This window comes from Flavitalea sp., assembly GCF_035489435.1.
In the GTDB taxonomy this organism is placed as follows: domain Bacteria; phylum Bacteroidota; class Bacteroidia; order Chitinophagales; family Chitinophagaceae; genus DATHKG01.
In genome coordinates, this window is record NZ_DATHKG010000071.1 from 15,387 (window position 1) to 28,214 (window position 12,828).

The 12,828-nt window shown below is 41.7% G+C and carries 13 protein-coding genes and 1 other RNA gene; 13 read left to right on the forward strand and 1 reads right to left on the reverse strand.

What is annotated here, in order from left to right:
* Positions 1-11 precede the first annotated feature (11 nt).
* The 13 genes from VK664_RS11235 (at position 12) to VK664_RS11295 (ending at position 11,788) form a co-directional block, all read left to right on the forward strand.
* Complete coding sequence (locus VK664_RS11235) at positions 12-365, forward strand: dihydroneopterin aldolase (RefSeq protein ID WP_461398752.1); 354 nt, start codon at positions 12-14, stop codon at positions 363-365.
* A gap of 33 nt (positions 366-398) precedes the next feature.
* On the forward strand, positions 399-1,256 hold the full coding sequence (locus VK664_RS11240) for a DUF3822 family protein (protein WP_461398753.1): 858 nt from the start codon (positions 399-401) through the stop codon (positions 1,254-1,256).
* Entirely contained in the window at positions 1,247-1,792 is a 546-nt protein-coding gene (locus VK664_RS11245) for an RsmD family RNA methyltransferase (RefSeq protein WP_461398754.1), read from the forward strand. Before VK664_RS11240 ends, VK664_RS11245 begins: the two co-directional genes overlap by 10 nt.
* 55 nt (positions 1,793-1,847) lie before the next feature.
* Positions 1,848-2,480 (forward strand): dethiobiotin synthase, encoded by a 633-nt coding sequence (gene bioD, locus VK664_RS11250; RefSeq protein ID WP_461398755.1) that lies wholly within the window; start codon positions 1,848-1,850, stop codon positions 2,478-2,480.
* The gene (locus VK664_RS11255; protein ID WP_461398756.1) at positions 2,474-3,043 is read left to right on the forward strand and encodes a 5-formyltetrahydrofolate cyclo-ligase; all 570 of its coding nucleotides are present in this window, start codon (positions 2,474-2,476) and stop codon (positions 3,041-3,043) included. Before bioD ends, VK664_RS11255 begins: the two co-directional genes overlap by 7 nt.
* Positions 3,033-4,118 (forward strand): tetraacyldisaccharide 4'-kinase, encoded by a 1,086-nt coding sequence (lpxK, locus tag VK664_RS11260; protein ID WP_461398757.1) that lies wholly within the window; start codon positions 3,033-3,035, stop codon positions 4,116-4,118. The genes VK664_RS11255 and lpxK overlap by 11 nt, the downstream gene beginning before the upstream one ends.
* A complete protein-coding gene (gene rnr, locus VK664_RS11265) occupies positions 4,118-6,799 on the forward strand; it encodes a ribonuclease R (protein WP_461398758.1) in 2,682 nt (893 codons plus the stop codon). Before lpxK ends, rnr begins: the two co-directional genes overlap by 1 nt.
* Before the next feature lie 101 nt (positions 6,800-6,900).
* Complete coding sequence (locus tag VK664_RS11270) at positions 6,901-7,866, forward strand: polyprenyl synthetase family protein (protein ID WP_461398759.1); 966 nt, start codon at positions 6,901-6,903, stop codon at positions 7,864-7,866.
* A 43-nt stretch (positions 7,867-7,909) separates the two neighbouring features.
* Entirely contained in the window at positions 7,910-9,646 is a 1,737-nt protein-coding gene (locus tag VK664_RS11275) for an amino acid permease (RefSeq protein ID WP_461398760.1), read from the forward strand.
* 85 nt (positions 9,647-9,731) lie between these two features.
* Positions 9,732-10,751, forward strand: coding sequence for a Smr/MutS family protein (locus VK664_RS11280; protein ID WP_461398761.1), 1,020 nt, complete (start codon positions 9,732-9,734; stop codon positions 10,749-10,751).
* A 22-nt stretch (positions 10,752-10,773) separates the two neighbouring features.
* Positions 10,774-11,137, forward strand: an RNA gene (gene rnpB, locus VK664_RS11285) — RNase P RNA component class A.
* A gap of 136 nt (positions 11,138-11,273) precedes the next feature.
* On the forward strand, positions 11,274-11,528 hold the full coding sequence (locus VK664_RS11290; RefSeq protein WP_461398762.1) for a type II toxin-antitoxin system Phd/YefM family antitoxin: 255 nt from the start codon (positions 11,274-11,276) through the stop codon (positions 11,526-11,528).
* A 2-nt stretch (positions 11,529-11,530) separates the two neighbouring features.
* Positions 11,531-11,788, forward strand: a complete 258-nt coding sequence (locus tag VK664_RS11295; protein WP_461398763.1) for a Txe/YoeB family addiction module toxin — start codon at positions 11,531-11,533, stop codon at positions 11,786-11,788.
* 90 nt (positions 11,789-11,878) lie between these two features.
* Here the strand turns inward: VK664_RS11295 and VK664_RS11300 are convergent, their stop codons facing one another.
* Positions 11,879-12,793, reverse strand: coding sequence for a CPBP family glutamic-type intramembrane protease (locus VK664_RS11300; protein ID WP_461398764.1), 915 nt, complete (start codon positions 12,791-12,793; stop codon positions 11,879-11,881).
* Positions 12,794-12,828 lie beyond the last annotated feature (35 nt).

The following is a 12,828-nucleotide window of genomic DNA, read 5'->3' on the forward strand; positions in this document are numbered from 1 at the left end:
CTTTATTATTAATGGTAATTATAAAACTTGACCAGGTAAAGCTGCACGCATTTCACGGGGTGTATAGTGGCGAGCCGATGGTTGGAGGCGAATTCGAAGTGAACCTGGAGGTTGAATACGATGATGGAGGAACAAACTTCGACACATTGGAAGATACCATTAGTTATGTAGAATTAGTTGATTTGGTAATGGCAAGAATGAGAGTGCCAACACCCTTACTGGAAAAAGTTGGCAAACTGGTTCTGGACGATATCTTTCATAAATTCCCGTTTATAAAAAGTTCCAGCATATCCATATTTAAACTTCAGCCTCCAATACCTCAATTTCAGGGTCGCGTTGGCATAAGTCTGAACCGGGTGTATTAATTCCGGATAATCTTGGTAAAATTGCATCCTGATATGATTAGACCATCGTTTGATATTACTGCCTTAAACATTAATCCGGCTGAATGGGAACAAAGTATTCTGCTGCTTGAAGTGTCTGGAAACTTTCTTGGATGCGTTTGGTATAACCAACCCAAACAGAAATTACTTGGAGTAAGGCATTACAATTTTGAAGATACCGTTGATAAAAGTTCAAGGGATCTCATGGAAGAATTGTTGAAAGAAGATTTGATGCTGAACAGCCATGTTTCAAAAGTGGTAATGGTTTACCATTATCCTGAAAGTACGCTGGTCCCTGAAACCTATTTTCAATCTGAACTTAACCGGCCTGTACTGGACCTCATGTTTGGAGATGCAGAAAAGGGGCTGGTGATGAGCGAAAAAATTGATATACTTCCGGTTTACAACGTTTATCGCATCCCGCCTGATATACATAAATTGTTTCAGCAAAAATTTACTTCATCCAGTTACTGGCATTATTATACTCTCCAGCTTTCATTTTTCCAGATTGAAAAAGATTCCCCGGCTGATCTTGTCAGGATCCGGGTAATGTTTTATGCAGACAAATTTATTGTCGGGGCATTCAGGGACGGCGAATTGCTCATTCTTCAGAGTTTTACTTACCAGACGCCTGAAGATGTAAGCTATTACCTGCTTACCGTGTTAAATGCACATGATGTTAATCAGGAAAATGTAGTGTTGAAGATTTCAGGACTTATTGACGAAGACTCTATCCTATACACCGAACTGAATAAATATTTTCAATATTTAACCTGGGATCCATTGCCGGCAGGCATTGATCCGGCTGGAATATTAAAACAATTTCCATCACATTATTTTTCACCACTTGTACGGATGGCTTTATGCGTATAATAGGAGGAGATATCGGAGGAAGAAGAATCAGTCCACCGGCGAATATGCCGCATACCCGGCCAACCACAGATGTAGCCAAAGAAGGGTTATTTAATGTGATTGAAAACAACCTTGATATTTCTTCGCTCAAAGTTCTTGATATCTTCGGGGGCACAGGAAGCATCAGCTACGAAATGGCATCCAGGGGTTGCATGGACATAACCACCGTCGAAAAAGACCAGGCCATGTTTGAATTTATCAGGAAAACGGCTACACAGCTTTCTCTTTCACAGATAAAGGTCACCAGGATGGATGTCTTTAAATTTTTGGAACTGTGCACAGAAAAGTTCGACTTTATATTCGCCGGTCCTCCATATGCTCTTGCAACTATCGACAATCTGCCGCTAATTGTTTTTGATAAACAATTATTAAAACCTGGCGGTTGGTTTGTTCTCGAACATACACCCAGGAATGAATATGAAAAGTCGCCTCATTTCTCTACGAGCAGAAAATACGGCACAACAATCTTCACTATTTTTGTAAACAGGCAAGGCTGATTTAATCCGCTTCATATAATCTGCAGCGCATTGCATCGTTTAAGCATCAATCATTATGGCAATCTTTTTTATAACCGGCATTGGCACAGGTATAGGAAAAACACTTGTTTCAGCTATCATAGCGGAAGCATTAGCTGCAGATTACTGGAAGCCGGTTCAGGCGGGGCTTGAGGGCGAAACAGATAGTGAATGGGTGAAAAATCACATTCATAACGGTCATGCACGGGTGCACCCGGAACTTTATAGATTGCATAAACCTGCGTCACCTCATATCGCTGCAAGAGAAGAAGGAAAAACGATATCAATTGAAAAAATTTGTAACTCTGTTCCGGAAATAAAACGTAACTTAATAGTTGAAGGCGCGGGAGGTTTAATGGTTCCCTTAAACGACACAGAGTTTATAGCCGACCTGGTTCAACCCCTGGGTGCTAAGGTTATACTGGTGAGCAGAAACTACTTAGGAAGTATTAATCATTCACTACTTACTGCATACTTAGCAAAAGAAAAAAAACTGCCTGTCCTCGGATGGGTTTTTAATGATCAATATCTCAGCTACGAAAACGAAATTGCCAGGTGGACCAACACTCCACGTTTAGGATCTGTGCCGTTTACCGCAAATGTCAACCCTGAGTTCGTGTCAACCCAGGCAAAAGTTCTCAAAGAGCAACTTGAAAATATTTTATGGTAAAATCTGCAGTCCGCCGTGAGTATCTACAAAAGAGACTGGATCTAGAACCTGGTCAGATTGAAACATTTACAAGTCAGATCAAGTCGGGTTTTGAAGTATTCAATCTCTCAAACATCAGATTTTTTTTATCATATTATCCTTTAATCAACCGCAAGGAATTTAATGTTGCTGTCTGTGAACAAGTGGTCTTCAAAAAACATCCTCTTGCAAAAATCGCCTGGCCAAAAGCAGATGCTGATATAATCAGTATGGAGGCGCATCTATTGGAGGAACATGGGCTTTTCGCCAAGAACAAATATGATATTCTTGAACCTATCGGCAACAATATTGTACCTCCGAATTTGCTTGACCTTGTTTTTGTTCCTTTAATTGCATTTGATCTCAAAGGCTTCAGGGTAGGATACGGTAAAGGTTATTACGACAGGTATCTCATGCGATGCCGCAGAGACATAATAAGGATAGGATTTAGCTTTTTTGAGGCTATCGAAGCAATAAAGGACATCAATGAATTTGACGTACCTTTAGACTATTGTATCACTCCGAGTCGCCTGTATGAATTTTAATGCGCCACTGTTTAAACCGCTTCGGATCTTATTATTTCCCTTTTCCCTGATTTATGGATTAATTATCTGGCTTCGAAACAGGATGTATGACAAAAACATTTTGCGGTCAACCGGTTTCAATAAACCGTTGATCTGCGTTGGCAATCTTTCTGCTGGTGGAACCGGTAAATCACCAATGGTTGAGTACCTGGTGAGGTTACTCATAACGAAGGTTCCACCTGCGATTCTTAGCCGCGGGTATAAGAGGAGAACAAAAGGGTATGCAATGGCAGGTACAGGTTCAACTGCCCTTGAAATTGGCGATGAACCCATGCAGTTCTATCTTAAATTCCCTGAGATTGTAGTAGCAGTCGGAGAAGAGAGATTAGTTGCTGTTCCGCAAATCCTGCATGACCGCCCTGATACCGGCGTGATTATTCTTGATGATGCTTTTCAGCACAGGGCTGTAAAAGCGGGATTAAACATCCTCCTGACAGATTTCAGTCATCTTTTCACAAGGGACTGGTTTTTACCCACCGGCAACCTGCGCGATGAACCAAATAGTTATAAGCGTGCCGATATCATCGTTGTAACAAAATGCCGGCCGGATCTGACCCGGCATGAACAAACGAAAATTGTCGATGAGATCAACCCTCAGACCGAACAGCAGATTTTTTTCACGGAAATTGCATATGGCAACCCTTATCATATTCTGACCAGGGATCCAATTACAATGAATGAGTCAATGGAAGTACTACTTGTTTCGGGCATAGCCAACCCGGCTCCTTTGAAAAAATACCTGGGGGAAAATGCAGGCACATATTATGAACTACTATTTAGCGATCATCATATATTCAGCACTGATGACTGGAAGGAAATTGTGCAACGTTTTCATAAAATTGCGGCAGGGCACAAAATTATTGTAACAACTGAAAAAGATGCTGTCAGGTTAACGAAATATAAAGAACACTTAAGGGAATTGCCTTTTTATGTAATCCCCATTCAAAGCCGCTTCCTTTTTGAAGATGGCCCCCGATTTAACAATATTATCACTACTTTCATTGAAGGTTTTGATACCAAAAACAACAAAAATTAATGAACAGAAAGCAATCAAAAAATAAGAATAAAAAATCATCACATCCTGACACGCTGAAAGGTGTACTTGACATTACAAGGTCTGGGATGGGATTTGTTGTAGTTGAAAATAATCCGGAAGATATTCTGGTTCGTCCCACCGATTTCAATACAGCAATGCATGGTGATATTGTGAGAGTAAAAGTAAGAGGCGACCATTCCCGTTCAGGCCGCAAACAGGGCGAGATAACGGAAGTGGTTAAACGAAAACAATTGGAGTTCATGGGTCGTGTGGAGCTTAGCAAAAACTTCGCTTTTTTTATCGTGAATTCAGACAAGCCTGTACCGGATATTTATATTCCACTCAATAAACTCAACAATGCCGCCAATGGTGACCAGGCCATAGTACGTATCGTTGAATGGGAAAAAAGCAAGAAGCCTGTAGGCGAAGTGATCCAGGTGATGGATGCTTCAGATGTCAATGATCAGGCGATGAAGGAAATATTGATGGAAAATGGATTTCCATTAATGTTCCCGGATAGTGTGATTGAAGAAAGCGAAAGGATCCCGGATCTCTTACCTGCATCTGAAATTAAGAAAAGAAAGGATTTCAGGGAAGTTCTGACTTTTACTATTGACCCGGTTGATGCAAAGGATTTTGATGATGCAATTTCGTTCCAGGTTTTAAAAAATGGCAATTATGAAATAGGTGTACATATAGCCGACGTCAGCTTTTATGTAGAACCTGATACCGAACTTGACAGGGAAGCTTATGATCGTGCAACTTCTGTTTATCTTCCTGATCGTGTTTCACCTATGCTTCCCGAGCGTATATCCAACGAGCTATGTTCACTTCGCCCCCGGGAAGATAAATTCACTTTCTCTGCTGTATTCGAGATAACAGAAGAAGGTGAAATAAAATCGCAATGGTTTGGACGTACTGTGATACATTCCAATCATCGTTTTACATATGAAGAAGCACAGGAGATAATTGAACAGGAAGATGGCCCTTATAAAGATCAGATCCTTTTACTAAATGGTCTGGCACAGAAATACCGGAAAAGACGCTTTAAAAAAGGAGCCATTAATTTTTCATCACAGGAGGTTCGTTTCAAACTTGATGAAAAAGGCAAACCCATCGGTATAGTGATAAAGGAAAGTAAGGAAGCGCATCAGCTGATCGAAGAATTTATGCTGCTTGCCAATCGTGCCGTTGCCGAAGTAGCAGGCAAAGTAAAAATTGACAAACAGGACCTGCCTTTCCCATACCGGATTCATGATACACCCGACGAGGTGAAGCTGACTCCGTTTATCACCTTCGCAAAAAAATACGGTCATACTTTTGATATAACTTCACCTGAGGGTATTTCGAAATCATTTAACCAGATGCTGGAAGATGTGAAAGGCAAACCGGAACAACATGTTTTGGAACAACTCGGTATCCGCACAATGGCCAAGGCAATCTATACTACAGAGAATATAGGTCATTACGGACTTGGGTTTGAACACTACTGTCATTTTACATCCCCGATAAGAAGGTATCCTGATGTTCTTGTTCACCGCATTTTACAGGATGTGCTTGACAAGAAGGCGCAACCGGATAAGAAGCTTGAACAGAAATGCAAACATTGCAGCGATAAGGAAAGGTCAGCAATGGAAGCAGAGCGTGCGGCCAATAAATACAAACAGGTTGAATACATGCAGGACTACCTGGGTGAAGAATTCGAAGGTGTAATCAGTGGTGTTTCCTCTTTTGGATTTTGGGTAGAGACCGTGCAGCATAAGTGTGAAGGTCTTGTGAGTATTTCTAGTTTGCAGGACTATGATGATTTTCGGCAAATTGAAGGTGAGTACTGCCTGGTTGGTTTAAGATCGGGTCGTAAGTTCAGGATGGGGGATAAGGTGACAATCAAAATTGTCGCTGCAAATCTTACAAAGAGACAGCTTGATTATGAGTGGGTACTTGCCCAGAGTGGATCTTCCGGGGTGAAGAAAGAGCCGGTTCATCCGGATGCCTTAGAAGTTCCTGCAGGTGAGGACCCACTTGAAAGCAGGCACAAAATTGAGAGATTATCAGATACTGAAAAATATGCAGGTAAGAGGGCTGATGGAAAAAAACGCGGAGCTGTTAAACAGTGGGAAAAGGATAAATCTGGAAGAAACCAACAGAAGGAACATGTTACGAAACATAGTCATCCCGCCCCGTTACCCAGGCCATCAGACAGGGCGGAAGAAGTGAAAGGTGAAATCGAAGTATGGATACCCGAAAACCGCTCATCTGTTCCTGATGAGAACAAAGGACAGAGGATGGAGAACCTGGTGCCGGAAAACCGCAAGACTGATCATGTAAAGTCAGCCGGTCACAAAGAAACTTCTAACAAAGAAGGTGGTCACAAAGAAGGTGGTCACAAAGACAGTAACTTAAATACGAGTTCTTATAAGGAAAGTGGTCAGAAAGAAGGCGGCCAGGAAGAAATTGGTGGAAAGCAAGCCAAAGGCCATTTTGAATCCGGACAAAGTAAATCCGGACAAAGTAAATCCGGTCAAAGTAAATCTGGTCAAAGAGGAGACAAACCTTTTAAAGGCAAATCAAACAAAAATAAATCAGGCAAACCCAAGGCTGACAAAGATGCGGGGAAACCAAAAGCTGCTAAACATAAAACAAAGGGAACAACTCCAAAGTCTAAAAAGCCAAAATTATAATTCTCAATAATATCAAGGTCTAAACTGCTAAAATTATACTTCGATAACCCGAATTATGCATTGATCTTTTGACCTGTCAGGGTTGACCTGTATTTTTGCGTATGCATTCATTTCAAGAGTTGTCGGAGATTTTTTCGCAGAAGTTCAATGTCAGGCATTTTCCTACCTCGCCAGCATCCTTATATGAACCCAATGAATATTTTCTTAGTGTCAGTGGCAAACGCATAAGGCCGGCAATGTGCCTGATGGGTAATGAATTATTTGGCGAAATCATACCCGATGCCTACGAAGTGGCAACGGCTATTGAACTCTTTCACAATTTCTCGCTTGTACATGACGATATTATGGACAAAGCGCCACTTCGCCGGGGTATGCCGACCCTGCATGAAAAATATAATTTTTCAACAGCTTTACTGGCCGGAGATGTTATGCTGGTTGTTGCATATGATTATATCAATAAAATACAGACACGTTATCTTAATCGCATCCTCAGATTGTTTAACCAGACTGCCCGTGAGGTTTGCGAAGGTCAACAGCTTGATATGGAATATGAAACCATAGAGAGTGTTGACCTGGCTACTTATATTAATATGATTGCTCTGAAAACATCTGTATTAATTGCCGGTGGATTGCAAATGGGAGCTATACTTGGAGGAGCGGGAGAAGCAAATCAGCAACATCTTTATGAGTTTGGAAAAAATCTTGGAATTGCCTTTCAGATACAGGATGATTACCTGGATGCTTTTGGGGACCCTGAAAAATTCGGCAAACAGGTTGGGGGTGATATCCTCGCAAATAAAAAAACCTTTTTACTGATTAAAGCGCTGGAAATTGCAGGAAAGGATGAAAAAAAAGAATTGCAATACCTGATGAAATCAGATGTTCCTGATAAAGTGGCCCGGGTACAACAGATTTTCAGGAATGCAGGAGTAGATACCTGGGCATCCAGTCTGAAAGACCAGTATATCAAATCCGCATATAAACATCTTGAGGATATTGCTGTATTATCGTCACGTAAAGAGCCGCTAAAAGCACTTGCGCAGTTTCTTATCAAACGTGATTATTGAGTGACTATTTTGCATAAATTAAACTTTAAACAAACCAGCTGCAATGTCTAGATCCTTATTCCGGAAGAAATCAATAGATAAAATCGTTAAAGAAGCAGCTGAGGGAATAAGTGACGGACATGCGGGCAGTACCGGCCTTAAAAAGATATTGAACGTCCGCGATCTCACATTCATGGGAATCGCTGCGGTTGTGGGTGCGGGTGTGTTTTCAACCATCGGCTCAGCAGCTTTCAATGGAGGGCCCGGTATATCGTTGCTGTTCGTAATCACAGCAGTAACCTGCGGGTTTGCTGCCTTATGTTATGCGGAATTTGCCAGCCGGGTACCAATAGCCGGTAGCGCCTACACATACGCGTATGTATCCTTTGGCGAATTGATTGCCTGGATCATTGGATGGGCACTGATACTTGAATATGCAATAGGTAATATTGTTGTAGCAATTTCCTGGAGTGGATATTTCAATAACCTGCTGGAAGGTGCCACCAGGTGGTTCCAGGCAAACGGATTTCCAAATTTCGATATCACGCTTCCTGCCTGGTTAACTGTAGATCCGACTACTGCCCGGTCAGCATACAACCTTTCCCAGGCTGCGCTTGACAAAGGAGAAACACTCACTCCTTCATTGCAGTTCGCACGGAACGCATGGGAGCAGGCCCCATTGATTAACGGAAGCAGGGTCTTCATAAATTTTCCTGCATTTCTGATTGTTTGCCTGATCACCTGCATTACTTATGTGGGAATAAGGGAAAGCAAAAAAAGCACAAATGCAATGGTGGTGTTTAAAATCGCCGTAATCATTTTCGTGATTATCCTGGGAGCATTTTCGGTAAACCCGCACAACTGGAGTCCATTTATGCCTAATGGCATCGAAGGAGTTTTGAAAGGTGTATCAGCCGTGTTCTATGCTTATATTGGTTTTGACGCCATTTCAACCACGGCAGAAGAGTGTAAAAATCCGCAGCGTGATTTGCCAAGGGGGATGATTTACTCGCTGTTGATCTGCACGGTACTTTATATCCTTATTGCCCTTGTACTTACCGGAATGGTAAACTTCTCTGAATTGAATGTTACAGATCCGCTGGCATTTGTGTTTGAGCGGGTTGGAAAACAATGGATCAGCTATCTTGTTTCTATCAGTGCGGTTGTTGCTACTACCAGTGTGCTTCTTGTTTTTCAATTGGGACAGCCGAGGATCTGGATGAGTATGAGCCGTGATGGTTTGTTGCCAAAGGCTTTTTCCCGGGTGCATAAAAAATATCACACCCCTTATTTTTCTACCATCGTGACCGGAATTATTGTGGCAGTCCCTTCTTTGTTTATGCAGAGTAGCCTCATGTCTGATCTCACAAGTATAGGCACTTTGTTTGCTTTTGTACTGGTATCAGCCGGTGTCCTGATGCTGCCGAGGCTCGGTAGCAGCGATCAGAGATCATTCAAACTTCCTTATGTTAACGGGAAATTTATCATACCCGTGTTGTGTGCCATATTCCTCATCCTGTCACGCGAAAGGATCCAGCATGCTTTTGAAAAATTAGGGAATGACAGCCTGCAGGAAATTCTTTTCCTCATTTATGTATTACTGGCGATAGTGATGTCTGTACTTGCATTTATAAAAAACTTCTCACTCATCCCGGTGCTTGGCGTACTTTCCTGTGCATATCTGTTGATAGAAATACCAGCAACATCCTGGGTTTACTTTTTTATCTGGATGGCTCTTGGGCTTACTATTTATTTCCTGTACGGTTACCGGAAAAGTAAATTGGCCGGCCACCTCTATTAACAGCTGCTGAGTAATCCTGTCGTATCTTTGCCATTGAATGCCGGCCGGGTAAGGTCGTGAAATTGAAGATAAAAAAAACATAGCAGTGAAATTTCAAATAGGTGACAAGGTAACAGTGCTTCACAGTAATGAAGAAGGAGAAGTGACCGGTATAATCAACGACAAGATGGTGATGGTTGATGTACGGGGTGTAAGGTTCCCTGCACATACCGATCAGTTGGACTTCCCATATTTCAGGAGATTTATGGAACAGAAAGTGGTTCCTGAAAAAAAAGAGAAAAAATTCATAGACCAGGTTCCAATAGAAAAGAAGAAGATTACTGAAAAGGTCGTGGATGGTGTCTGGATAACTTTTATACCCGTGCTTAGTTCAGATGATTTCGGAGATGATGTCGTTGACGAGCTGAAGGTTCACCTGGTAAACCGGACTCATGGAGTTTATAAGTTTTCGTATGGGATAAATTATTTTGGCAAACCTGATTTTGAACTTAAAAACCTGATTCACGCCTTTGAAGATTTTTATCTGCACGATGTACCTTTTGATAATCTGAATGATAGTCCGACATTTCATTTTGATTTCGAACTAACCCCTGAAGACAAAAACAAAGCAGAACATTTTGAAGCCTCACTGAGATTGAAGCCGAAACAATTGTTTATGCGTATCGAAGAATTGAAACAAAAAGGCGAAGCTACCTTCAGCTATAAGTTGTTTGACGAATATCCGGGAAGATTGTATACTGAAACGCTGGATCTCGACAAGCTAAAGGGTTCCGGGTATAAAGTTTATGATGCCGGGAAAGCAAAGCAACACCTGGAGCCTGCGAAGTATGAAGTAGATCTTCATATCGAAAAGCTGCATCCTGACTCCGATACCATGAACAATTTTGAGATGCTGACACTCCAGCTAAGTCAATTTGAAAAGTATCTAGATCTGGCGATTATACATCATCAGCGGGAAATGATAGCCATCCATGGAGTTGGAAGTGGTAAACTGCGGGATGAAATCCATGAAATCCTGCGATTGAAAAAAGAAGTCAAATTTTTTACCAACCGTTATCATCCCAAATATGGATATGGGGCAACGGAGATAACTTTTCAATACTAATATAAAACAGTATCAATTTAAAACTACAAACCGAGCTATCGCTCCCTGTAAAAAGGGGGAGGAAAGTCCGGACAGCATAGGGCAATGTACCGGTTAAGAGCCGGGTTCCGGTTAAACGGAAACAGCCAGTACCACAGAAAATAACCGCCATGAAAATGGTAAGGGTGAAAATGTGAGGTAAGAGCTCACGATGCCGGTTGGTAACAACCGGTATGGGTAAACCTTGCACGCTGAAATGCCATGTATACCAGCCTTCGAGTGCGGCTCGCACGATCCCGTACGTACGGGAGGGTTGGGTGGGTAGGCAGAAAGATCCTTTCAGTAATGACAGGGCCAGATAAATGATAGTTTAGAAACAAAATCCGGCTTACGAGTTTGTAGTTTTTTATGTAATTAGCTTCCGGTACGCCGGAAGCTAATTCCTAATATGACAGAAATTAGGTTTATAATCTTCGGAAGATCTGGCATGTTCATTGGATGTACAGAAAATTGTACGTAATTTTGTACTTAAAACAATTTCTAATGAAAGTGATAAACTTTTCGGATTTCCGCAACCGTTTGGCGGAAAACCTCAACGCAGTCAATGACGACCGTGAAATTGTGGTGGTGTCTCGTAGCAAGGGAAAGAATGTTGTGGTCATGGACCTGGAAGAATACAACTCGATCCAGGAAACCTTGCACCTCACCACTACGACAGCAAATCGCGAACGTTTAACAGAGGCTGTTAGAGAAATGGACAATGGTGGCGGGAGAAAGAGAAAACTGATTGAAAAATAGCCATGGATCTGGTTTTTCAAACCCATGCCTGGGAAGACTATCTTTATTGGCAACAGCAGGATAAAAAAATACTTGTGCGCATCAACGATCTCATTAAAGATTGTCTTCGTTCTCCATTTAAAGGGATCGGCAAACCCGAACCCCTAAAAGGGGATCTTTCGGGATACTGGAGCCGTCGTATCACCGATGAACATCGTCTTGTATATGCTGTGCGGGAAAATCGTCTTCACATTCTTCAATGTCGGTTTCATTATAAGTAGAGTGTTTGCATCTGGGCATCATCTGCCTATTTTTTGATTGGTGGCCTCCACACATTTTCAGTGAATTAACTTAAGCTTGAAATCATTCATTCAAAAACGCATTAAAAACCCAATGACTTCCATCATCCAACCTAATCCTAGATGAAGGAAGAGACCACCCAAAACAGAACCGGTACGATAAGAAATAGCTCCCAGCATGATCGCGCCAAAAAAAGAACTGATACATTCGATGAGAGGTTTGCCGAAATGTATGGCACAGTAAAAACTGGCCATCGGGAGAATAGCGGCCGGGCCGGCATAACGTATAAATGCCAGCACCAGAAATCCCCGAAAAAAAACTTCTGCGATCAAAAAATCAAAGGCATAGGAGATTTCGAAGATTAAAGCGGTTATCCATGGCTGTGAGATATGATCAGCCACAAAATTCACTTTTGTGGCTTTGGGATATGCCATTCTGAAATCCGGCTGAATCCCGGCGATAATGACAACCGGGATAAAACAAATCAACATGATCAGAAAAGGACGGATTAAGATGTTTTTTCTTTGGAGCCCTGTTATTGATTCCCCATAAACACCTCTTTTTTTTAATAAGAAAATGATAAAAAGAATGATCAGGCATTTCACAGGTGGATTCAGAATCAGCGCCCAGTATTTATCCCAGGGTGCTGATAAAAACCAGGTTAGCTGGGATGTGATTAATTTGGAAGACATTCGCCACGCATAGATGGCTGGTGCAAGGATTATGAGAACCAGGAAAAAGGGAGTGGCGGATAATGGCTGCCTTATCTGGACCAGTACAAGGTAGCTGCCTCCAAACATGAGCAGATACAAGACCAGGAATCCCAAAAAGCGAATAACAGGATTGTGCAATCGCAATAAGGATACTTCAATATGGTATTGATAATTAAGATAAATAAAAAATGCGGTAAGCACCGAGATCAGAAATAAGCCTGTTGTATTTAATTCCCGGGTATACTGCAGGATATAGCCAGCCAGTTTTTTCATACCTTAAATGTAATCCAGGCTGATAGAAATGTAAT

Coding starts and splice junctions, on each gene's coding strand:
- VK664_RS11295 (WP_461398763.1), top strand. CDS start 11,531: ATGGATCTGGTTTTTCAAACCCATGCCTGGGAAGACTATCTTTATTGG.
- VK664_RS11255 (WP_461398756.1), top strand. CDS start 2,474: ATGGTAAAATCTGCAGTCCGCCGTGAGTATCTACAAAAGAGACTGGAT.
- VK664_RS11290 (WP_461398762.1), top strand. CDS start 11,274: ATGAAAGTGATAAACTTTTCGGATTTCCGCAACCGTTTGGCGGAAAAC.
- VK664_RS11245 (WP_461398754.1), top strand. CDS start 1,247: ATGCGTATAATAGGAGGAGATATCGGAGGAAGAAGAATCAGTCCACCG.
- VK664_RS11240 (WP_461398753.1), top strand. CDS start 399: ATGATTAGACCATCGTTTGATATTACTGCCTTAAACATTAATCCGGCT.
- VK664_RS11275 (WP_461398760.1), top strand. CDS start 7,910: ATGTCTAGATCCTTATTCCGGAAGAAATCAATAGATAAAATCGTTAAA.
- VK664_RS11235 (WP_461398752.1), top strand. CDS start 12: ATGGTAATTATAAAACTTGACCAGGTAAAGCTGCACGCATTTCACGGG.
- VK664_RS11300 (WP_461398764.1), bottom strand. CDS start 12,793: ATGAAAAAACTGGCTGGCTATATCCTGCAGTATACCCGGGAATTAAAT.
- lpxK (WP_461398757.1), top strand. CDS start 3,033: ATGAATTTTAATGCGCCACTGTTTAAACCGCTTCGGATCTTATTATTT.
- VK664_RS11270 (WP_461398759.1), top strand. CDS start 6,901: ATGCATTCATTTCAAGAGTTGTCGGAGATTTTTTCGCAGAAGTTCAAT.
- rnr (WP_461398758.1), top strand. CDS start 4,118: ATGAACAGAAAGCAATCAAAAAATAAGAATAAAAAATCATCACATCCT.
- bioD (WP_461398755.1), top strand. CDS start 1,848: ATGGCAATCTTTTTTATAACCGGCATTGGCACAGGTATAGGAAAAACA.